The following is a 21,218-nucleotide window of genomic DNA, read 5'->3' as shown; positions in this document are numbered from 1 at the left end:
AAATATAGTGATATTCCTCATATCTGCATTGTCTGTGAAAAAGATTTTTATCATATTTGTAATGCCTAAAATTTTTCACCTTGAAAATTGTAAAAAATATAGCTGAATATAGCGATGCAATGGGACTTACAATGTCGTTGGGAATGTTCGACGGAGTACATAAAGGCCATCAGGAAATTATAAAAAAACTAAAAAAGCATAGTGAAACCCACCAGCTGGAGAGTGCATTGCTCACTTTTTGGCCGCATCCCCGAAAGGTTTTGCAACCAGAAGTTGAAATAAAATTACTCAACACTCTGGAGGAAAAACTACAGCTTTTAGAACGTTTTGGAATTCAAAAAATATTCCTTCAGGAATTCAATAATGACTTCAGAAATCTTTCCGGAGAGGATTTTGTAAAACAGATTCTGCTGGATAAACTCCATATGAAGCATATTGTGATTGGCTACGATCATCATTTTGGAAAAAATAAAAGCGGAAATTTTGAACTTCTCGAAAAAATGGCTTCTGAAAACAATTTTGTTGTGGAAGAAACCAAAGCTGTTCTTGTGAATGAACTTGCGGTAAGCTCTACAAAAATAAGAAATGCTTTGTCTGAAGGAGATATAATAACAGCTAATGAGTTCTTAGGTTACCATTACCCTGTAAGTGGTACAGTCGTAGCAGGTAAAAAAATAGGAAGAACAATTGGCTATCCAACCGCCAATATAGATGTAGATCCTATAAAGCTGCTTCCTAAAAACGGAGCCTATATCGTAGATGTAGAACTTAACGGACAAATGCACAAAGGAATGTTGAGCATCGGTACAAATCCTACAGTAAACGGAACTAAAAAAACAACGGAAGTATATATCTTAGATTTTGATCAGGATATCTACGAAGAAAATATTACCGTATACTTCAGAGATTATCTTCATGATGAAATAAAGTTTGAAAGTCTTGAAAAACTGATTGAAAGACTGGATGAAGATAAACAGCTAACAATAGATTTCTTTAAATAATAAAAAAGCGAAAACCCGGGTTTTCGCTTTTTTATTTTATTACATTTTTGCATCCATCAGCTTTTCTGTTTTCACAGATCCCTGCTTCATTTCTATTTTTATAACAAATGCTTTATCTGTCTGGTAATCTTTTGGAAGGATAATATCATAGTATGTATTCTTATCCAAATCCAATCCCATATCGCTTTGTTTTAATTCCAGTTTCCTATTACCTATAAGCAGTGAAGCAGAAGCCGGAACTTCTGTCGCTTTCTTATCAACTGCTAATCTCACAATCTGATTAACAGGTCTGTTAAACACAGTTAAATAGGTATCATTACCTTTCTTTGTAAAATAACCATAGTTGGAAAGGGACATCGGAGAATGTTCTACATTATAAATAGCTTCAGCATTTGCTTTTGTCCATTCACCTATCTCCTTCATTATTTTATCCTCTTCAGGGTGAAAATTCCCGTTACCATCGGGTCCGAAATTAACAACAAAATTACCTCCCATAGAACGTGATCGCATCAACATTTCGATCAGATCATCTGGTGTTTTGGTATAAATCCCATTCCAATCTTTCATGTAACCCCAGCCATTTGGCGGAATGGTCATCACACAATCCCAGTCGTTCCCGTTAAGGGATTCATAATTTTTTGGAAGCTTGCGTTCCCAACCCTGCTCATAATCGCCCAGCAAATCTCCATTAGTATCGAAGTGTCGCTTTTGGTTTTCGTCATTGCGGAAGCGGCTGCCGATAATAAGCCCTGGATGTTTTTCGCGAAGTTTTTTCTCCAAATTATAGGTAAATTCATAAGCACTTTTCCAAGAAGCATCCCATGTTCCATCAAACCAGAAGCCTTTAATTTGTGGATAGTTCTTCAATAACTCCAGTAACTGATTTTCTGTATACTTCAGAAATTTAGAATATTTAGCTTTCTCTTCAGCTGTTTGAGGTGCTTTATAAAGGTAGTCCGGATTATTCCATTCCAAAATAGAAAAATACAAGAATACATCTATCCCCTCAGCATCATAAGCATCTACAATCTGCTTTACAATATCTTTTTTATAAGGTGTTTTCGTAATATTATAAGCAGAATACTTTGTAGGCCATAAAGCAAAACCATCGTGATGCTTTGTTGTAAAGATTACATATTTAGCACCCATATCTTTGGCCTGCTTTGCCCAGCGTTTGGCATCAAAATCTTTGGGATTAAACTGTTTGTATAGATTATCATACGTATTCTTCCAATCCTTAGGAGCTGTTGGGCCACTCCAGGAACGTATCCATTCAGATGCTGCTGCCCCGCCTCTGGCACTTACACCATTCCATTCATTTCCCGGAATAGCATAAATTCCCCAATGGATGAACTGCCCTAATCCGTATTCTCTGAATTTTTGCATCGCTTCATCTGTCCGGTGAGCTGGCGTGATGGGACCGTATTTCAGCGCGACCCTTTCCTTAGGCTTCTCCTGTTTTTCTCCGGTCCATGCCTGAGCCTGCATCATAGCGCTCATACAAAACCCGGTCAGAAGGCTTAAATTAAACATTGATTTTTTCATGGTATTAGTTGGTTGTTAGTTTTTGGTTATTAGTTGATGGTTGTCAGATAATAAAATATAACATCGTCATACATTGTTACATTGTGATCTTATTCCAAAGTCCATGTCATTTCATCGGTTAATTCTTTTCCACCGGATTTACCAAAAGCTTTAATGGTATTTGTTCCTTTTTGAAGCTGAGCATTTTCTATTACCCAATGTTTAGCATTCACACCACTTTTAGCCTGATATTCTTTTCCGTTAACCGATATTTTAACCTCTTTTAAGTTAGAAAACACCTGAATTTTAGAAACCGAGCTTTTACGAATATTATCTCTTCTGTTCGCCAGATATATCATTGGTTCGGGATTCCAATTGGCCTTATACCAGTAGAAAGAATCTTTTTTACGTTTACGGTCAAAGGTAATCAACCCCTTTAGATTCCGGGCATTTACACCACCACGATTCCACATTGGAACTGCAAATTCAAACATGTTCCACACATAAGAGGCCGCAATCTGTAGGTGTTTTTCTATAATCGCCCATTGCTGAATATGGGTTTCCGTCTGATAATTTTCCGGAAATGATTTCCCGGAAACCACATCTGCAGGTTGTTTTACCTCCTCAGCACCAATATCCATATTTCCGTCTGCTCCGTATTCGGTAAGGATTACTTTATACTGCGCAAAATTCTTTTCCAGTCCTTGTGCCCAGTTTTCCAGATCACCAATCTTACCGCCATACCAGCCAAAATAGTGGTTAATCCCCTGAACATCAGTTGTAAGATTTTCTGGTCTGTCTACCTGATTATAACCGTTTACAGCTCCTGTCATTCGGTATGGGTCTATTGTTTTTGCAATATCACTTAGCTGGCGCGACAATACAGGAACCTGTTCATCTTTGGTTTTGGAATAAACCTCATTATGGACGCCCCATATATATATGGAAGGGTGATTGTAATTTTGCTTCACCAATTCCGTCATTTGCTGTTTCGCATTGTCATTCTCCTGATAAGAAACTGCATTTACAAAAGGGATCTCCGCCCATACAAGAAAACCGTATTGATCTGCCAGTTCATACATCTGTGGGGCTTGCTGATAATGAGCCAAACGGATCGTTGTAACGCCCATTTCTTTCATTAGATCCATATCTCTTTTATGCTGCTCATAAGACAGTGCCGAACCATATCCCCATTCATCCTGATGACGGGAAACTCCATGCATTGGGTAATGTTTTCCGTTCAGAAAGAAACCTTTCCCTGGAATTATCTCTACGGTTCTTACACCTAGGTTTTGCTTTAAAACATCTGTATCAGTACCATTAACAATAATTTTGGAAGATACTGTATACAAGTAAGGATCACGCACACCATCCCAAAGATGCGGATTCTTCAGATTAATATTCTGAGTAACATAAGTAGTCCCCTGCGGACTTATGCTCACAGGATTTTTTACTACCGCTACGGTTTTACCTTCTTTATTAATAACAGAAGTCTCCAGTATAGCATTCTGAATCGTTTTTTCAGTAGTTTCCAGTTTTGCTTTTATTTCTATATCTGCGCTCTTGGAGGAAACATTTTTCTGACTAACAAATATTCCGGGTGCAGCATAATCCGTTACTACAAAATTGGTTTTATTAGTCGTAATCATACTTACAGGGCGATAAATACCACCATAAATAGGAAATAAAAACTGATTAACAGGAATAACATCTTTGCGAGCCTGATTGTTGGCAATAACTGTCAGTACATTTTCTTTACCATAGTTTACCGAATTGGTAATTTCGTAAGCAAACTGAGAATATCCACCTTTATGCTCTCCAATAAATTTATTGTTGATATAAAGCTTCGCAACGCTTCCTACTCCTTCAAACTTCAAAAATGTTCTTTTGTTTTTTTGCGCGTCACTTACTGTAAATTTCTTCTGGTATAATACATTTCCGGTATAAAAATTATTATCCCGCTGCATATCATCTTTGTTGAAAGTATGAGGAAGTGTAACACTTTCCCACAGATCTATATTGGAAGGCTTAAAATCCTGTCCATTGTCGAAGTTAAAATTAAAAGTTTCGTTTCTGGGCTGGAAGAATTTCCAGTCTTTATTGAAGTCCTCTGTAACCCTTTGAGCATAAGCTACAGAAGCAGACGAAAGCATTGTAAGCAACAGTGCCTTGTTAAAATGATTCAACATGATGTTTGTTTTGGTTATTAGTTTTTCAAAAATAAGAATTTTTATCCAGCATTTTCTGCTAATTAATTATATTATAAATATCTATAAAGTTTTAATTAAAAACTGTATGCAAAACATAATTATTGAAATATAAACAATCATAAGACCTATTTTTTAACAAAATAAAAATCAAAAGCAGAATATAAAAATGATATCCAATCAAATAATGGAAATTTTAATAGCTATATTAATTTATAATAGATAAATTTGCATTAAAGAAAAGAGGAAAATGAATACGAAAGAATTGCAGGAATACCATGATAGATTTGACGTGATCAGATCCATGGATAGTTTTGTTTCAGAGGCCGTTGATGATAAATTAATGGATCCGGATGATTGTTGGCAGCCTAATGACTTTTTACCAGATATGGAAAGGGAGGATGCATTGGACGAGATTAAAAAATTACGTGAAAGAGCGGCTAACATTCCCAATACTGTAATCACCTCATTGGTAGGAAATATGATCACTGAAGAGGCATTACCTAGCTACCAGACTTATTTCAGTTTAATTTTCAATGAAGATAAAGAAGTAACTTCCGATAAAGGCTGGGCAAGATGGTCCAGAGCATGGACCGCTGAAGAAAACCGCCATGGTGATCTTCTGAATAAATATCTGTACCTAAGTGGACGTTGCGATATGAAAAAGGTAGAACAAACAATTCACCGCCTAATCTATAACGGATTCGATCCGGATGCAGAGAAAGATCCATATCAGTCTATTATCTATACATCTTTCCAGGAAAGAGCTACCAAAATATCTCACGTAAATACAGGAAAGCTGGCTGATAAGGCCGGAGATAGCGTTCTGTCTAAAATCTGTAAGCAAATTGCAGGTGATGAAGCAAGACATGAAAATGCTTATAAGTCTTTTATGACAGAAATCTTCAAGAAAGATCCTAATGGTGCCATTGCCGCTTTTGAAAGAATGATGCGTAAGCAAATTTCTATGCCGGCTATGCTAATGGATGATCAGGCTTCAAAGAGCAATATATTTATCGATTTCTCTGCTATTACTCAGCAAATTGGTGTCTATACTACATGGGATTATGCTGCTATTATAGACCACCTTGTTAAGTACTGGAAAATTGAAACTTTAACCGGTTTACAGGATGGATTTACAAAAGCTCAGGATTATCTGTGTCGTTTGTCTGACCGTTATAAAAAGATCGCTGAAAGAATGAAAGTTCCGGAGGAAATAAACTTACACTGGTTAAGTAACCCTAAATTCTCATTCTAAGAAATACCAAAAGCAGCTTTAAAAGGCTGCTTTTTTTATTATTCACATAAAGGCATATTCTAATACTATAAACAAACAGCAGACTCAATTGAGTCTGCTGTTTGTTATTTTTTAAAAGCCTTGCTTTTATTATTTCAGATATTTTACAATAGCCTCGTCTGTAGGTTTTACTTTACTCGGGAAAGAGTTAATTAACTTTCCTTTGTCATCCAGTAAAAACTTCGTAAAGTTCCATGCAATATCAGTGTCTTTTACTCCGTTTAGTTTCTTTTCTGTAAGGAATTTAAATATTGGTGCAATATCTTCTCCTTTTACAGAAACTTTGGCAGCCATAGGGAAAGATACTCCGTAATTAGCCTCACAGAAACTATGGATATCTTCATTGGTTCCTGGCTCTTGCTGTCCAAAATCATTTGCTGGAAAACCAACAATAACCAGTTTATCTTTATAATCCTGGTAGATCTTTTCCAGGTCTGCATACTGAGGTGTGAAACCACATTTAGAGGCAGTGTTTACAACAAGAATTTTTTTCCCTTTGAATTTAGAGAAATCAATTTCGTCACCTGTAAGTCCTTCCACTTTATAGCTATAGATAGTCTTGCTTTGTGCTGCAATAAAAAGAACGCCTGCCACAGACAATGCAAATAATAAGAACTTTTTCATCTGTAATATTTATTTAAAATTTGGTCGGATGGAACTCGCATGATAGTCTTCATCCTTAAAATTATTAGCGAATCATGCTCGTCTTATAATATTTATATTTTATTAAAATTTAAAAGTATTATTAGGGAATACTTTATTCACTTCTATTTTGTTAAACAAAAGTACATAATCTCCTTCTTTTTTCTGGGATGAAGATTCAATTCTGAATGGCATTAACAAATTCCCTACTTTACGGTAATCGTAATAAGTAAGAATATCTGTTTTGTTAATCTCTCTCACCAGCATATACGTATTGGCATCGAAGTAATAAACAGTTTTGTTTACATTCTTTACCAATTCTACTTTAAAGCAATCTACGTTACCGATTTTTTCTTTGCCCAGATAGTTTGCTACAAATCCTTTAGAATCATAATCTATAAAGTCTGTATCGAAACTTTCTGCAACATAATCTTTTACTTCTACCAGCTTATTCGTTGCAAAATTCATAGAATAACCTTTCTCTCCGTCAAAACCTTCAATCGCATACTCTTTTCCTTTTATGGTAAAGCTTGTTTTCTTCAGATTAGGTCTTTGCTGGAATATTTTAACAGGATATTCTTCACTAACACCCAAAACTACTTTCCCCTGTAACATAATAGAGTTAAGCAATTTCCACTGTGTTAATCCTCCTGTACTCTGAATGTTTTTTTCAATAATTTGCTCCGCTGTTTGGGAGAAAAACATTTGGCAGACACCAACAAGTACAACTAAAATAAGTTTCTTCATAAATATTTTTAAAGTTAATATTTCCGGAGATTAGCCTTTATTAGCTATAATCTCCTTAGCCTTTTTCAGATCATCCGGAGTATCGATACCTACACCAATAAAATCGGTTTCGAGAAGTTTTATCTTCATTCCATATTCCAGATATCTGATACATTCAATTTTTTCAGCTATTTCCAAAGGTTTTTGCTGAAGTCTGGCAAAGTTAAGTAATGCCTGTTTTCTAAAAGCATAAACGCCAATATGTTTAAAATATTCTGCCTGAAAAGATTCTTCTCTTGGATAAGGAATTACAGAACGGCTAAAATAAAGTGCAAAACCGTTGTTGTCGGTAATTACTTTCACATTATTAGGATTCTGTACTTCTTCAAAAGTATGAAGCTTTATTTTCAGCGAAGCTAATGAAATTTCTGCATTAGGATCGTTTTCGAATACTTTTATAAGTTGGCCAAGAGGTTCTTTTTTCAGAAAAGGTTCATCCCCCTGAACGTTAATCACAATGTCGCAATCGATATTCTGAACCGCTTCTGCTATCCTGTCACTTCCCGTTTCATGCTCACCTGTCATTACAGCCTTGCCTCCGTTTCTTGTTACTTCTTCAAAGATAATCTCTGAATCTGTAGCCACAAAAACATCATCAAACAAACCTGTTTCTTCAACATTTTTATAGGTTGTAGAGATTACAGTTTTATCCTCCAGAATTTCCATTAGTTTTCCTGGAAATCTGGTAGAATTATAACGTGCAGGAATAACTGCGATTACTTTCATATTTTAAAGTTATACTAATTTAGCAAGTGCTTGTTCCAGTTTTGGTAACATGTTTTTTATTTCATCAAGAGAAAGACCTCCTACTGATGCACGGAACCATGGTTCCGTAACTTCACAACCGAAAGCAGAGAATGGTACTAATGCAACGCCGCCTTCCTGAATTAAATAGAATACTAAATCTGAAGAATTATCTATTTTCGTTCCGTCTGGTTTTGTTTTACCAATAAAGTCAAGCTTAATTGTAAGGTATAGAGCACCCATAGGCTGAATACTTTCTACTGCCAATCCTTTATTTTTAATCTCCTGAATTCCTTCGTGGAGAACTTTCAAGCTTGCCTGTAATTTATCTTTGAAATCCGTAACAAAATGATCTACATTTTCCTGGTTTTCATAAAACTTGGCTGTAGCCTCCTGTTCTGGCTTTGGAGCCCATGCTCCAACGTGCGTTAACAAGGCAGCCATTTTCCCCATAATAAGGCTTGGCCCAAATCCCCAACCTACACGTACTCCTGTTGCAGCAAGACATTTAGAAATACCATCAATATAGATTGTATATTCTTTCATTTCCGGGAATAAAGAAACCGGATTAAAATGTTCTGCTTCAAAAGTAAGATTGGAATAAATCTGATCATACATCAAATATAAAGGCTTCTCGTCTGCACCACGCTTTTTATTTTCCTCCAATACCATTTCACAGATTTCGGAAAGCTGATCTTTGGTAAACATCGTCCCTGTAGGATTAAGCGGAGAACATAAAGCCAATAAAACTGCACCCGATAAGTGTGGTCTTAAATCATCTGCTGTTGGCAGGAAATTGTTTTCCTGAGTTGTTTTTACTTCTATCGCATTAGCTGAAGTAAGGTATGCATAATGATTGTTGTTCCAAGATGGTGTAGGATAAATTACTTTATCACCTTCATCTACAATGGTTTTATAAACTGCATAAATTAAGGGACGTGATCCCGCAGTAATTAAAATATCACCTGCCGCATAATCTAATCCCCATCTTGATTTAAGATCTTTGGAAACAGCCGTTCTTAGTCCTAATAATCCGTTTGCTGGTGGATAATTGGTAAGATTATTCTGATAAGCTTTCTGAATTTCGTCTTTTAATCCTGCAGGAATTGGATAAATATTGGAGTTTAAATCTCCAATAGTAAGGTTAGCAATTTCAGCTCCTTTAGCTTTCATATCGTTAACTTCATTTCCTATTTTTACAATTTCTGAGCCTATAAGGTTTGCGGCTAGTTTAGATACTTTCATATTTTTAGTGGACAGTTATAGATTAACGGTCTTTTATTTGGTTGATTATAAATTCAAGTCTGTTTTAATCTGCTGGATTTTAGCTTCCAGAGAAACTAATTTATCTTTAAAATCCTGTTCCGAAGAGATTTGATCTTTCACAGAAACGTAGAATTTAATCTTTGGCTCTGTTCCGGAAGGACGAATACATACTTTTGTTCCGTCTTCCGTATAATAGATTAATACGTTAGATTTCGGAATATCATTCATTACAGACTTCTCATTCGTAGCAATTACAAGATTTGTCTGCTCCTGGAAATCTTTTACTTCTGCTACAGCTGATCCTGCTAAAGTTTTTGGAGGAGACTGACGGAAATCTGTCATCATTTGCTTAATCTGCTCTGCTCCATCTTTTCCTTTTTTCGTAATGTTTACCAATCCTTCGTAATACATTCCAATATCTTTGTAGATATCGATAAGGTACTGATAAATTGTTTTACCGTTGGCTTTACACCATGCAGCAATTTCGCAAGCTAAAAGAATACTTCCGCAAGAGTCTTTATCACGAACAAAATCTCCGGTCATAAATCCAAAGCTCTCTTCACCACCGCAAACAAATTTCTCCTGTCCTTCTGCTTCACGGATCATTTTACCAATCCATTTGAATCCGGTTAATCCAACCTTGCAATCAACTCCGAATTTCTTAGCAATATCATAGAAAATATCAGACGTTACGATTGTAGATCCAATAAATTCTTTTCCGGTAATTCTACCTTGTTTTTTCCACTGATCTAAAATGTAATAAGTAAGGAATGTATTGGTCTGGTTTCCATTTAGCAACTGCATTTCTCCATCAAGATTTCTTACAGCAATCCCTAATCTGTCACCATCCGGATCTGTTCCTATTACAATGTCGGCATTGGTAACCTTAGCCAGATCCATTGCCATAGAAAGCGCAGCTGGTTCTTCAGGATTTGGAGATTCTACTGTCGGGAAATTCCCACTAGGGATCATTTGTTCTGTAACCAAATCTACTCTTGTAAAGCCTGCTTTTGCCAGGGCTTTAGGAATAGTTGTATATGTTGTTCCGTGGATAGAAGTGAAAACTATATTCAGCAAATCTCTGCCAACGTTCTGATATAATGAATTTTCAATACAAGCATCAATATAAACATCATCCTGATCAGCCCCTATCCATTCAATTAAATTGTCATTTCCGTTGAATTTAATCTCATTAAACTGAGTTTTCTCTACTTCGGAAATAATTCCGTTATCATTTGGCGGAACTACCTGTGCTCCGTCATTCCAGTATACTTTATAACCATTATATTCCGGTGGGTTATGTGATGCTGTAAGTACAATACCAGCATTACACTTCTTATCTCTTACGGTAAAAGACAATTCCGGAGTTGGTCTGTGTTCTTTAAATAGTAAAACTTTAATACCATTTGCTGTTAAAACATCTGTAACTAACTTTCCGAATTCCGGAGAGTTATGGCGAACATCATAAGCAATAGCCACTTTAATTTCTTCACCCGGAAATTGTTGATGAAGGTAGTTTGCTAACCCCTGAGTAGCCTGCCCTAATGTATATTTATTCAGACGGTTGGTACCAACGCCCATAATTCCACGCATACCTCCTGTTCCGAATTCTAAATTTTTATAAAAAGCATCATCCAGTTCAGCTGGATTATTATCTATTAATGTCTGAACTTCTTTTTTCGTTTCATCATCGAAACCTTCTCCTAGCCACAATTTTGCTTTATCTAATGACGTCATATATTAAGGTTTTTGTTTTTGTTCTAATTTAGCTTTGTCAGTTACTTTTATTTTTTTCTGCGGATTACCATAGTATACTAATTCTGCAGTATTTCCCAAACTTCCGTTTAGTTCGTCATCCACTGAAAATTCTGAATAATTTCCATTCTTAGAAGTTATATTCAGATTGTTAATGTACCAGTAAGGAGAGATAATACTTGCAGTGTCACTAATCGCAATATTTGCATCCAGTGTTCTACCTAAAAGATTTGCTTTTGCTTTATTAGTCATAGTTATATCTGCTTTATTAGCTAAAACAGAGCCCATAAATTTAGCATTGTCTTTAATCTTCAGTTTAAATGCCGGTACCGACATCTGGCTGGAAATTGTAATATCTGTTGAATCTGCCATTGCTATACTTTCTAAATTATTTTTAGAGTATAACATAATATTGTACATATCCACGCCTTCCGTCTTGCTCTTCTCTGAAATATAAAGCGTTTTATCTTTTACTTCAATTTTAAGATTATCAAAGACATTCGGATAGGTTTCTACGGAAACCATATTTTTAGGATTCTGCACATAGAAAATTTTAAATTTCCCACTGACATCCAATTTATTAAAATCCTGAATATTCACATCTTTTGTTGCAATCTCCCCCTTTGGTTTCACTTTGGAACAGGAAACCAAACCGATGACAAGAAATATATAAAGTAATTTTTTCATCCGTTTAAAAATTGAAGTTTGAATTTAGCTATTTTTAATTAAATTATCTCTTCAATATGATAATTTTTGCGCTCGCGATTTGTTCTGATCAACATCTCACCAAGGAATCCAGCAATAAACAACTGAGTCCCAAGAACCATCATTGTTAATGCGATATAGAACCAAGGGTTATCTGCAATCAGATGTCCATACATTCCTCTTGCAACATCTATTAGTTTAGAAATCCCCAACCATAAAGCTGAAAGAAAACCTATAATAAACATTACAGTACCTGCGGCACCAAAGAAATGCATTGGGCGTCCGCCAAATCGGCTTACGAACCATAAAGTTATCAGATCCAAAAATCCTCTGATAAAACGGTTTGCTCCAAATTTGGAAGTACCATAAGGACGTGCCTGGTGCTTTACTTCTTTTTCAGTGATATTTTTAAATCCTGCATGAGCAGCCAATACCGGAATATAACGGTGCATATCACCGTATACATCTACAGTTTTGACAACTTGTTTTTTGTAAGCTTTCAATCCGCAGTTGAAATCGTGTAAGAAAACACCCGAAACTTTCCTTGCCGAAGCATTGAATAATTTGGAAGGGATATTCTTAGTCATTACGTTATCAAAACGCTTCTTTTTCCAGCCACTTACAATATCGTAATTCCCTTCTCTTAGTTTTTCTACCAGTCCCGGTATCTCTTCCGGGAAGTCCTGAAGGTCAGCATCCATAGTAATTACAACTTCACCTTTAGCTTTCTCAAAAGCAGCATGTAAAGCCTGAGATTTACCATAATTACGAGTAAATCTTATAGCATGTACCTGCGGATGAGATGCAGAAAGCAGTTGTATAACGCCCCATGAATTGTCGGTAGAACCATCATCCACAAACCATACTTCATAAGAGAAATCATTCTCATTACATACATTGTCTATTCTGGAAAAAAGCTCTTCAAGAGATTGTTCTTCATTAAGAAGCGGGATAATAATAGAAAGATCCATTCAGTATTTTTAATTTTATTCGTAGCGTTTTTTGTTCTTCAAAAACGCTGCTATTACGATTGACAAAAGTAGATAAAATAACATAAAGCCTCCAAAAACGGCAGAAAGAAAACTAAATGAAAAATAATTTCTATTTTCCTTTATTGCAGCTTCTCTTGCAAGCTTTGCATCTTTATAATTTTTGTCTAATTCACCAATTTTGCTCTGATCTTTAAGATGTACTGCTTCAGACTTTTGCTTAGCATAAGCTTCATCCAGATTGGTTAATTCAGTCTGAATATACTGATGGTTTAGTAAATCTCTGGCATCAGTATCTACATAATTAAGAAAAGCAAAAATGGACATTACAGAAAGAAATCCTCCTATAAATAATGTTACAAAAGCTTGTTTAAAAGCCTGTGGATAAGTTATTTTCCCAGCTCCTCTATACCAATATACAGAGAGAAATCCTCCAACTGCATACAAAAAAGGCATTCCAAATGCATTTACCTTCATAGAGGTACTATAATAACTAGCATTTGCAAAAAAATAGTACACTACAAAGAACGCCAACATGGTAATTCCGAACAACACTAACCCGATAGCTACAGGATTTTTCGTCATATTTTTAATAATAATAGATGTTGGAAGTCCGATTTCGGAAAAAAATAATAAAAATATTAATTTATAAATCAGCTATTTATCCCATTTTACGGGGATCATTACACTTTTTTTCTTGGATCTTTCTTCCGGATTCGTAAATAATTTCTATATTTGCACTGGCAAGTCCTACACAACCAGCTCCTGAGAATCCTCCAGGGTGGGAACACAGCAAAGGTAATTGGTCGTAGCGGTGTGATGTAGGTAGCTTGCCATTTTTTATTTCTTAAAATTCAAATTCCTCACCCAGTTTCGGTAAAACCAACTCCACATTTTTCTCTTCAAAATGCTTCATTGCACTGTCGTGATTAATTGTAATTGGAGGAAAAGTATCAAAATGACATCCAATTACTTTTGGAGATTTCAATAATTCACCTGCAGCAAATGCAGCTTTTCTTGGACACATTGTATAGTGACTTCCTACTGGCAGAATAGATAAATCGATTTTACCAAAAAGTCTTGGGAATAATTCCATATCAGCCATTACCCCTGTATCACCTGCTAAGTACATATTTCTTCCTTCAGGAAGTCTGAAGATATAACCTACTGGTACACCACCATAAGTACCATCCGGAAAAGAACTGGTATGATGAGCAGACACCATAGAGATCTTAAGATCTTCAACTTTTGCAGATCCTCCTAAGTTAATATCACATGTATTTTTCGCATTTTTAAAATAACCACATACTTCTGGAACCCCAATAATAGTTGCTTCAGGATAATGGGCTAATACCTCTTCTACATCCGCAATATGATCGCCATGTGCATGCGTTAACAAAATATAGTCAATTTTGTGTGCTTTAATATCAAATCCTGACTGTTCTTTCTGATAATTATAGAAAGGGTCTGAAAGGATATTTTTTCCTTTGTAAGTGAACAAAAAACAGTTTTGTCCTAAAAAAGTGAATTTCATAATACTTTATATTATTTTTGACATTACCGGAAGAAATCTTCCTTCTATTTTTGTAGGTTTATTTCTTATTGTTTTAAAACCAAATTTCTGATAAAACTTTTCGGCACAAGGATCAGCATCCAAAACTATCTTATCAGTCAGTAACTTTACCTGATAAAGAAAATGGTCTAACAATAATTTCCCATAACCGCTTCCGATGTATTCAGGTTTAACAAATAGAAAATCTAATCGGATAGCATCTTCATCTTCTCTGTAAAAAGAATAAAACCCCGCAATATCTTTAGATTCATTTTCTATATGCCATACTTCATTGGTGGCTATATATTCTTCTGTTAATGTTAAATCTTCATCCCATAAGTCCATCCAATCATCAGAATAGCCCCAAAATCGCTTAGACTTTTTGGCTAATTCTGATAGTTCTGAATGATATTTAGGTTCAGATTTTTTAATTAACATAAGGTTTTATTTAATCAGGTTCAAACCTATTCCTGTAAGCAAGCTCATTGCAAAACACATAATCGCAACCTGCTTCAGGTAAGGATCCAGATTTCTTGGTTCCTTAGTCTCCATTATCCTTCTTCGTAAAGCCATTAAAGGCAGGAAAAGAATAATAAATATATAGGCATAATAACTTCTGATTTCATACACCATCATATAGGTTAAAATCAGAATAAGAGGCAGCTGTAACAAGATGATCTCGTAGATCATTGCCTTTTTAAAACCCATTTTTAATGCAAGAGTATGTTTCCCACTCTCTGCATCACTTTCTATATCCCGCATATTATTCAGGTTAAGAACTGCCACACTAAACAATCCTACAGCTGTTGCCGGTAAAATCATCTGCCAGTCGAATGTTTTAGTAAACAGATAGTAAGACCCCATTACAGACACCAATCCGAAAAATATAAATACAAATACATCTCCCAACCCCATGTAACCATAAGGTCTTTTTCCTACTGTATAACCAATCGCCGCAAAAATACAGGTAATCCCTAAACCTATAAAAACATAAAATGCCTGAATGTGTCCCGGAAAGAATGCTTTATACAATAATAAAACTGTGAAACCCAATGACAATACAGAAAACAAAATAACTGCATTACGCATTTGTTTTGCTGTTATTTTCCCCGAAGCTACAGCGCGAGCTTCTGCCTCTCCTACTCTCTTTTTGTCTGTACCTTTTACACCATCACCGTAATCATTCGCATAATTAGATAACACTTGATACATAAGCGTCACCACCAAAGCCAGTACAAAAACCCATACATCCCAGCTTTCTCCTACAGAATTAAGCTTCCATTTTGCAATAAGGGAGCCTAAAATAATACCACTAAGGGAAAGTGGCAATGTTCGCAGACGAGCTGCTTTTATCCATTCAATCATAATATTTAGATATTAGATATAGAGGTTAGAATCTGGATATTTAAATCCTATTTCTAACCTCTAACTTCTTATTTTAAGAGATCCATTGATCTTCTCCAAAGTCTGGTTTTCTTTTTTCAAGGAAAGCATTTCTTCCTTCTTTAGCTTCATCTGTCATGTAAGCTAAACGGGTAGCCTCACCTGCAAAAACCTGCTGTCCAACCATACCATCATCGGTAAGGTTCATCGCAAATTTCAGCATACGAATAGAAGTTGGTGATTTTGCTAAAATTTCCTGTGCCCATTCATAAGCAGTATCTTCTAATTCGGCATGAGGGACAACTTTATTTACCATTCCCATCTCAAACGCTTCCTGTGCAGAGTAATTTCTACCTAAGAAGAATATTTCACGAGCTTTTTTCTGCCCAACCATTTTAGCCAGGTATGCAGAACCATAACCACCATCGAAGCTGGTAACATCGGCATCTGTTTGTTTGAAAATTGCATGCTCTTCACTTGCTAAAGTAAGATCACATACAACGTGTAGTGAATGTCCACCACCTACAGCCCATCCCGGAACAACCGCAATAACGACTTTAGGCATAAAACGGATTAAACGTTGTACTTCCAGAATATTCAGACGGTGTCTTCCGTCTTCTCCTACATAACCTTGGTGGCCACGTGCTTTTTGATCTCCACCGCTGCAGAAAGCCCATCCACCATCTTTTGGACTAGGCCCTTCTCCGGATAGTAAAACCACCCCAATTGATGGATCTTCATATGCATCGTAAAAAGCATCATATAATTCTGAAGTTGTCTTTGGTCTGAAAGCGTTGCGGATTTCTGGTCTGTTGAAAGCAATCCTTGCTACACCATTACATTTTTTATAAGTAATATCTTCGTATTCTTTTGCGGTTTTCCACTCGATCATAGTCTGAAAAATTTTCCTCAAAGATACGGTTAAATTAGGAATTTTAAGAGCAGAACATCCATAATGATTTACTGTAATTTATAAAATTAATGTATTTTTGGTGATCCTTTTTCAAAACACAATTTATGAAGAAAATCTTGAGTTTTTTAATCACTGGCTTTAGTCTCTTTAGCTTTGCACAACAAATAATTTCCCCTGAAGCTGTTACTGGAATTTGGAAGCTTAAAGAAGCAGGATTTTATGAAAATAATAAAAAAGTAAAAAAGGATTTTGATGCGTGTCGCCTGCAAAGACATTATATCATAAAAGCTGATGGAACAGCAATTTATAATTACTACGAAGGCTCTGTTGGCAATTGCTACAAAGGCGATCCCAGAGAAACATACTGGAAAATCACCGAGGGTAAATTAGTCTTCTTTATTGGAAATGAAATTTATCAGGAAGAAAAAATAATCAATTTCAGTCCACAGAGTATGACATTTAATTCTATTCCAATGGATGCTTCTAATGAAAAAGATCCGGTTATCTCAAAGATATTGCAAACAGTACACTATGAAAATTTGGAGAAAATATCAGAAGAGCAACTGCAACAACAGCTACTCCACTGATTTTCTTTTTATTTTGTAAATTTTATACAAACAGGCATACTTAATTTAATATCCTGATTTGTATTATTCAGTAAACCTGTTTTAAGATCGATTTTAAAAACCTGAATTTGGTCACTATCTCTGTTAGCTACCAATAAGAGTTTACCATTTGGGATAATGGCAAAATTGCGGGGGTGAATACCTGTTGGCTGATATCCTACTTTTGTAAGCTTTCCGTTTTTCTGATCAATCGAAAAAACAGCTATTCCATCGCCTTTCAGCCTATTGGAAGCATACAAGAATTTTCCATTTGGGCTGATATGAATATCAGCACTGCCTTTTGCATTTAATGAATCTGCTTTTACCGTTTGAAATTCTTCCAGTGTACCGTTTTTATAATTAAAAGCAATAACATCTCCGGAGATTTCAGTAATCAGATATGCATATTTTCCATTAGGATGAAATGCTAAATGTCGCGGACCGGAACCATCTTTTACCTTAACCGAAGACGAATTATCAGAAGCCAAAAGCTTTGGAGTATCTTTATTCACATGATACTTATAGATTTTATCCGTACCAAGATCATCAGCAAAAAGATATTTTCCTTCCGGTGAAAACTCTACATAATGAAGATGGGGCTGCGTCTGACGTTCTTTATCGGTTCCATTTCCGGAAAATACAATATTCTGTGAAGCATCGCCTAAACTTCCATTATTATTAATCGTGTATTCTGTAATACTTCCGCCCATATAATTGGCCGTAACAACATGTTTACCATCCGGCGATATATTAATATGACAAGGCGCTCCTCCACCAGCAGGCTTACTATTAATAAAGCTTAGCTTACCCGTTTTTTTATCAAAAGAGAATGCATTGACCTTAGAATTCTGCTGATCCTCTTTTTCGGTAACCGTATATACATAATTACCATTTTTACTAATTGCCAGATAGGAAGGATCTTCCACAGCAACTTCACTTACATACTTGGACGCTCCTGTTTCCGTATTTAGTTTATAGACATAAACACCTTTACTTCCCTTTGCTGTATATGTCCCGGCCAACATATACATTTCATTATTAGTCTTTGTTTTCTGAGCATTACAATTACTCCATATTACAACAGTAGAAGTAAGTACCAATAAACCTTTATAAATTGTATTCATTTTTAAATATATTACTGGAATTTCATTTTCAGAATCTTATTATTTCCTGCAACAACTACAGTATTCTTATCCAGCCATTGACAAACATACATATTTTTTTCTTCAGAAATAACTTTCCAGGTCTTTCCATAATCAGTAGAGTAGCTAATGTGCTGATCTCCTACTGCTATGATTTCTTTACCTCCCGATCCGGGTTTAATTCTCACACAGGTCATATAGCCCCCGTTTTTACCAGAAGCTTGTATTTCCCAGGTTTTTCCGCCATCGGTTGTAGTAGCTATATTATTTTGATTTTCTTTCTGGGCTGTATAATCTCCACCAACAGCAATTCCAAATTTATCTCCGTAAAAATCTATAGAGTACATTCCCTGAGACGATTTTCCTTGCACAAAAGGTGTATTAAAAATTTCCCATTTCTGAGTTTTCAGATTTTGTCTCAAAATTCTGGAAGATATTCCTCCAGTTGCTATCCATAAATAGTTTTTAGAAGATGCTATATTAGTATTGCTTGCCGCAAATGCTGCTTCGCCTTTATTTAATTGTACCTTATGATCCGGTATGCTCCACTCTCCTTTTTTGTCCATCTGTGCCAGCTTTAGCTTCAAGCTTTCGTCAGTATCACTAAATGCATAAGCTATTCCGCCTTCTGTAAAATGCAGGGCATCATAAAATGCTGTCGGTGCATTATCCTGAAAAACATTTTCCGCCTTCAGGCTTTGCTTTTCTATTCTGAAAAAGTTAGCAGGGCTTTCAATATTAATAGCATATAAATACTTTTTATCCTGGGCCAGCGTACGAAACTGAAGATTTTTATCAGAAACGCGGATTTGTTTTTTCTCCAACGTATCATTTACGCTTACAAACCCAAACTTAGATTCTGTACCAGAGTACCATACTTTCCCGTTTGATACTTCCAGAGCGCGGATACTAATCTTATCTTTAAGTAAAGTTGAGAATTCAACCTGCTGGGAAAATCCCAGAAAAAAGACTGATAATAGTCCCAAAGACAATATTTTTCTCATAATAATTCAATAAAAAACCCGCCGGAGCGGGTTACGTTAATTAGTCTTCCGTTATTTTATCCGGATTATTTAGTTTACTATTGTTTTTACCATAGAATATATAGACAAAAATACCAAGCACTAACCATCCTGCAGATAATTCCAAAGCGTGAGCACTAAGGTTGAAAATCAGATAGATATTAATAACTACCCCTAACGCTACAACTAATTTGTAAGCAGGAACTTTGAATGGTCTGTTTAAGTTTGGCTCTTTTTTTCTCATTACCCATACTGCAATACATACCAGTGTAAAGGCGAACAAGGTTCCGAAACTGGTCATATCTGCTAAGGTGGAAATTGGTGTAAGTGCTGCTACAAAAGCTACAACTAATCCTAATATAATAATTCCTTTGTATGGAGTTCTGGTTTTTGGGTGAAGTTCGCCGAAGAATTTAGGAATCAATCCATCTTTTGCCATACCGATAAAGATACGAGACTGCCCCATCATCATTACCATTACTACAGAAATCAATCCAACAGTAGCTGCAATCGTTACAATATTACTTGCCCAGTGTTTACCTGCAATTTCGAATGCATATGCTACAGGAGCTTTAATAGCCTCAGGATATTTTCCTGCCGGGTTAAAGTCTGTATAATGCATCATCCCTGTCAATACTAAAGATACACAAATGTATAATCCTGTACAGATTAATAATGATGTAATAATTGCAAAAGGAACATCCTTTTTAGGATTGATTGCCTCACCTGCCTGGGTAGAAACTGCATCGAAACCGATATATGCAAAGAATATTGCTGCAGCTCCAGAAATAATTCCTTTAATACCATAGGCTGAGACCATCTTATCTTCAGAATTCTTGATTAGGGTTTCATCCGGAATAAAAGGTTTCCAGTTTTTAACACCATCTACTGCAGTATAAAGATCAGTATTGGAGAAGATAATATAAGCTCCGGAAATAATTACGAAAATTACCGCAGCTGTTTTTAATAATACAATTAGGTTATTTGCTCCCGCAGCTTCTTTAGTTCCTTTTACCAACAGTGCTGTAAGCAATAATACCAGGATAAATGCTGGTAAGTTCATAGAGAATCCTGTTCCTGTATAACTTGCAGGATCCGACGTAAGATATGCCGGGAGGTGTACTCCAAAAATCTTTAAGAATTTAGTGAAATATCCAGACCAACTCACTGCCACTGCCATACTCGCCATGGCATATTCCAGGATGAGACACCACCCCATGGCCCATGCAAAAATTTCGCCTACAGTACCGTAAGCATAAGCATACGCTGACCCCTCAACAGGGATTATAGATGCAAATTCAGCATAACACAAGGCGGCAAAAACACAGGCTATACCTGCAATAATAAATGATATTGCCAATGCTGGTCCAGCGTGATAATAAGCTCCGGTTCCTGTAAGAACAAAGATTCCACCGCCAATAATAGCGCCAACCCCTATTGCTGTTAAGCTCCATTTCCCAAGGACTTTTTTCAGTCCACTTTTCTTCATATCTGCCTCGTAGGCACTAAGCGGCTTCTTTGCCCAAATACTCGCCATATATTTTTTCAGTTTTTCTTTTAGATTTACGAAAGTAAAAATTTTTTACAATATGTTAACATTTTTTTAGCAATAAAAACTCATTGTTTTTGTCTTTCCCCTTCTACATAAGACTAAAATGTAAATTTTTATTTTTCAGGTACCTTCT

General features: G+C 35.8%; 20 protein-coding genes and 1 other RNA gene. 4 read left to right on the top strand and 17 right to left on the bottom strand.

The annotated features are described in order from the left end of the window. Positions 1-80: 80 nt before the first annotated feature. Positions 81-1,001 carry a bifunctional riboflavin kinase/FAD synthetase gene (locus C8J95_RS09995; protein ID WP_107808210.1) on the top strand — a complete coding sequence of 307 codons (921 nt, stop codon included), beginning with the start codon at positions 81-83 and terminating at the stop codon, positions 999-1,001. 39 nt (positions 1,002-1,040) lie between these two features. Here the strand turns inward: C8J95_RS09995 and C8J95_RS09990 are convergent, their stop codons facing one another. After that, positions 1,041-2,546: an alpha-L-fucosidase gene (locus C8J95_RS09990; protein WP_107808209.1), complete on the bottom strand. Its 1,506-nt coding sequence runs from the start codon at positions 2,544-2,546 to the stop codon at positions 1,041-1,043. Positions 2,547-2,635: 89 nt separating this feature from the next. Next, entirely contained in the window at positions 2,636-4,714 is a 2,079-nt protein-coding gene (locus tag C8J95_RS09985) for a glycoside hydrolase family 2 protein (protein ID WP_107808208.1), read from the bottom strand. A 268-nt stretch (positions 4,715-4,982) separates the two neighbouring features. Between C8J95_RS09985 and C8J95_RS09980 the strand changes: the two genes are divergently transcribed. Beyond that, a complete protein-coding gene (locus C8J95_RS09980) occupies positions 4,983-5,990 on the top strand; it encodes an acyl-ACP desaturase (RefSeq protein WP_045178950.1) in 1,008 nt (335 codons plus the stop codon). Between the two features lie 129 nt (positions 5,991-6,119). Here the strand turns inward: C8J95_RS09980 and C8J95_RS09975 are convergent, their stop codons facing one another. The 8 genes from C8J95_RS09975 to C8J95_RS09940 all read right to left on the bottom strand — a co-directional run bounded on the left by C8J95_RS09975 (position 6,120) and on the right by C8J95_RS09940 (position 13,501). Next, on the bottom strand, positions 6,120-6,653 hold the full coding sequence (locus C8J95_RS09975; protein ID WP_059322391.1) for a glutathione peroxidase: 534 nt from the start codon (positions 6,651-6,653) through the stop codon (positions 6,120-6,122). A 102-nt stretch (positions 6,654-6,755) separates the two neighbouring features. Continuing rightward, a complete protein-coding gene (locus C8J95_RS09970) occupies positions 6,756-7,418 on the bottom strand; it encodes a hypothetical protein (protein WP_059322392.1) in 663 nt (220 codons plus the stop codon). Positions 7,419-7,448: 30 nt separating this feature from the next. Next, a complete protein-coding gene (gene kdsB / locus C8J95_RS09965) occupies positions 7,449-8,183 on the bottom strand; it encodes a 3-deoxy-manno-octulosonate cytidylyltransferase (protein ID WP_107808207.1) in 735 nt (244 codons plus the stop codon). 9 nt (positions 8,184-8,192) lie between these two features. Next, entirely contained in the window at positions 8,193-9,446 is a 1,254-nt protein-coding gene (locus tag C8J95_RS09960) for a pyridoxal phosphate-dependent aminotransferase (protein ID WP_107808206.1), read from the bottom strand. Between the two features lie 45 nt (positions 9,447-9,491). Further along, positions 9,492-11,204 (bottom strand): phospho-sugar mutase, encoded by a 1,713-nt coding sequence (locus tag C8J95_RS09955; protein ID WP_107808205.1) that lies wholly within the window; start codon positions 11,202-11,204, stop codon positions 9,492-9,494. Positions 11,205-11,207: 3 nt separating this feature from the next. Further along, a complete protein-coding gene (locus C8J95_RS09950; protein ID WP_107808204.1) occupies positions 11,208-11,909 on the bottom strand; it encodes a GIN domain-containing protein in 702 nt (233 codons plus the stop codon). Between the two features lie 38 nt (positions 11,910-11,947). Beyond that, positions 11,948-12,898: a glycosyltransferase family 2 protein gene (locus C8J95_RS09945; protein WP_065082666.1), complete on the bottom strand. Its 951-nt coding sequence runs from the start codon at positions 12,896-12,898 to the stop codon at positions 11,948-11,950. A gap of 15 nt (positions 12,899-12,913) precedes the next feature. Continuing rightward, a complete protein-coding gene (locus C8J95_RS09940) occupies positions 12,914-13,501 on the bottom strand; it encodes a DUF4199 domain-containing protein (protein ID WP_107808203.1) in 588 nt (195 codons plus the stop codon). A gap of 156 nt (positions 13,502-13,657) precedes the next feature. Between C8J95_RS09940 and ffs the strand changes: the two genes are divergently transcribed. Beyond that, positions 13,658-13,755, top strand: an RNA gene (ffs, locus tag C8J95_RS09935) — signal recognition particle sRNA small type. 8 nt (positions 13,756-13,763) lie between these two features. On the opposite strand, the gene C8J95_RS09930 is transcribed toward ffs, so the two are convergent. The 4 genes from C8J95_RS09930 to C8J95_RS09915 all read right to left on the bottom strand — a co-directional run bounded on the left by C8J95_RS09930 (position 13,764) and on the right by C8J95_RS09915 (position 16,743). After that, a complete protein-coding gene (locus C8J95_RS09930) occupies positions 13,764-14,450 on the bottom strand; it encodes a metal-dependent hydrolase (RefSeq protein ID WP_107808202.1) in 687 nt (228 codons plus the stop codon). Positions 14,451-14,456: 6 nt separating this feature from the next. After that, entirely contained in the window at positions 14,457-14,906 is a 450-nt protein-coding gene (locus C8J95_RS09925; protein WP_107808201.1) for a GNAT family N-acetyltransferase, read from the bottom strand. Positions 14,907-14,912: 6 nt separating this feature from the next. Then, a complete protein-coding gene (gene menA / locus C8J95_RS09920; protein WP_107808200.1) occupies positions 14,913-15,833 on the bottom strand; it encodes a 1,4-dihydroxy-2-naphthoate octaprenyltransferase in 921 nt (306 codons plus the stop codon). 73 nt (positions 15,834-15,906) lie between these two features. Continuing rightward, positions 15,907-16,743 carry a 1,4-dihydroxy-2-naphthoyl-CoA synthase gene (locus tag C8J95_RS09915; RefSeq protein WP_016198645.1) on the bottom strand — a complete coding sequence of 279 codons (837 nt, stop codon included), beginning with the start codon at positions 16,741-16,743 and terminating at the stop codon, positions 15,907-15,909. Between the two features lie 125 nt (positions 16,744-16,868). Between C8J95_RS09915 and C8J95_RS09910 the strand changes: the two genes are divergently transcribed. Then, complete coding sequence (locus C8J95_RS09910; RefSeq protein WP_107808199.1) at positions 16,869-17,351, top strand: lipocalin family protein; 483 nt, start codon at positions 16,869-16,871, stop codon at positions 17,349-17,351. An 8-nt stretch (positions 17,352-17,359) separates the two neighbouring features. On the opposite strand, the gene C8J95_RS09905 is transcribed toward C8J95_RS09910, so the two are convergent. From C8J95_RS09905 to C8J95_RS09895, 3 genes are read right to left on the bottom strand one after another with little or no spacing between them, the layout of a single operon-like run. Continuing rightward, positions 17,360-18,493, bottom strand: a complete 1,134-nt coding sequence (locus C8J95_RS09905; RefSeq protein WP_107808198.1) for a lactonase family protein — start codon at positions 18,491-18,493, stop codon at positions 17,360-17,362. A gap of 11 nt (positions 18,494-18,504) precedes the next feature. After that, the gene (locus C8J95_RS09900) at positions 18,505-19,515 is read right to left on the bottom strand and encodes a glycosyl hydrolase (RefSeq protein WP_185124596.1); all 1,011 of its coding nucleotides are present in this window, start codon (positions 19,513-19,515) and stop codon (positions 18,505-18,507) included. A gap of 40 nt (positions 19,516-19,555) precedes the next feature. After that, positions 19,556-21,070, bottom strand: coding sequence for an amino acid permease (locus C8J95_RS09895; RefSeq protein ID WP_107808197.1), 1,515 nt, complete (start codon positions 21,068-21,070; stop codon positions 19,556-19,558). Positions 21,071-21,218: the final 148 nt, after the last annotated feature.

This window comes from Elizabethkingia sp. YR214 (genome assembly GCF_003058195.1).
GTDB lineage: Bacteria > Bacteroidota > Bacteroidia > Flavobacteriales > Weeksellaceae > Elizabethkingia.
This window is presented reverse-complemented; position numbering and strand designations above follow the sequence as displayed.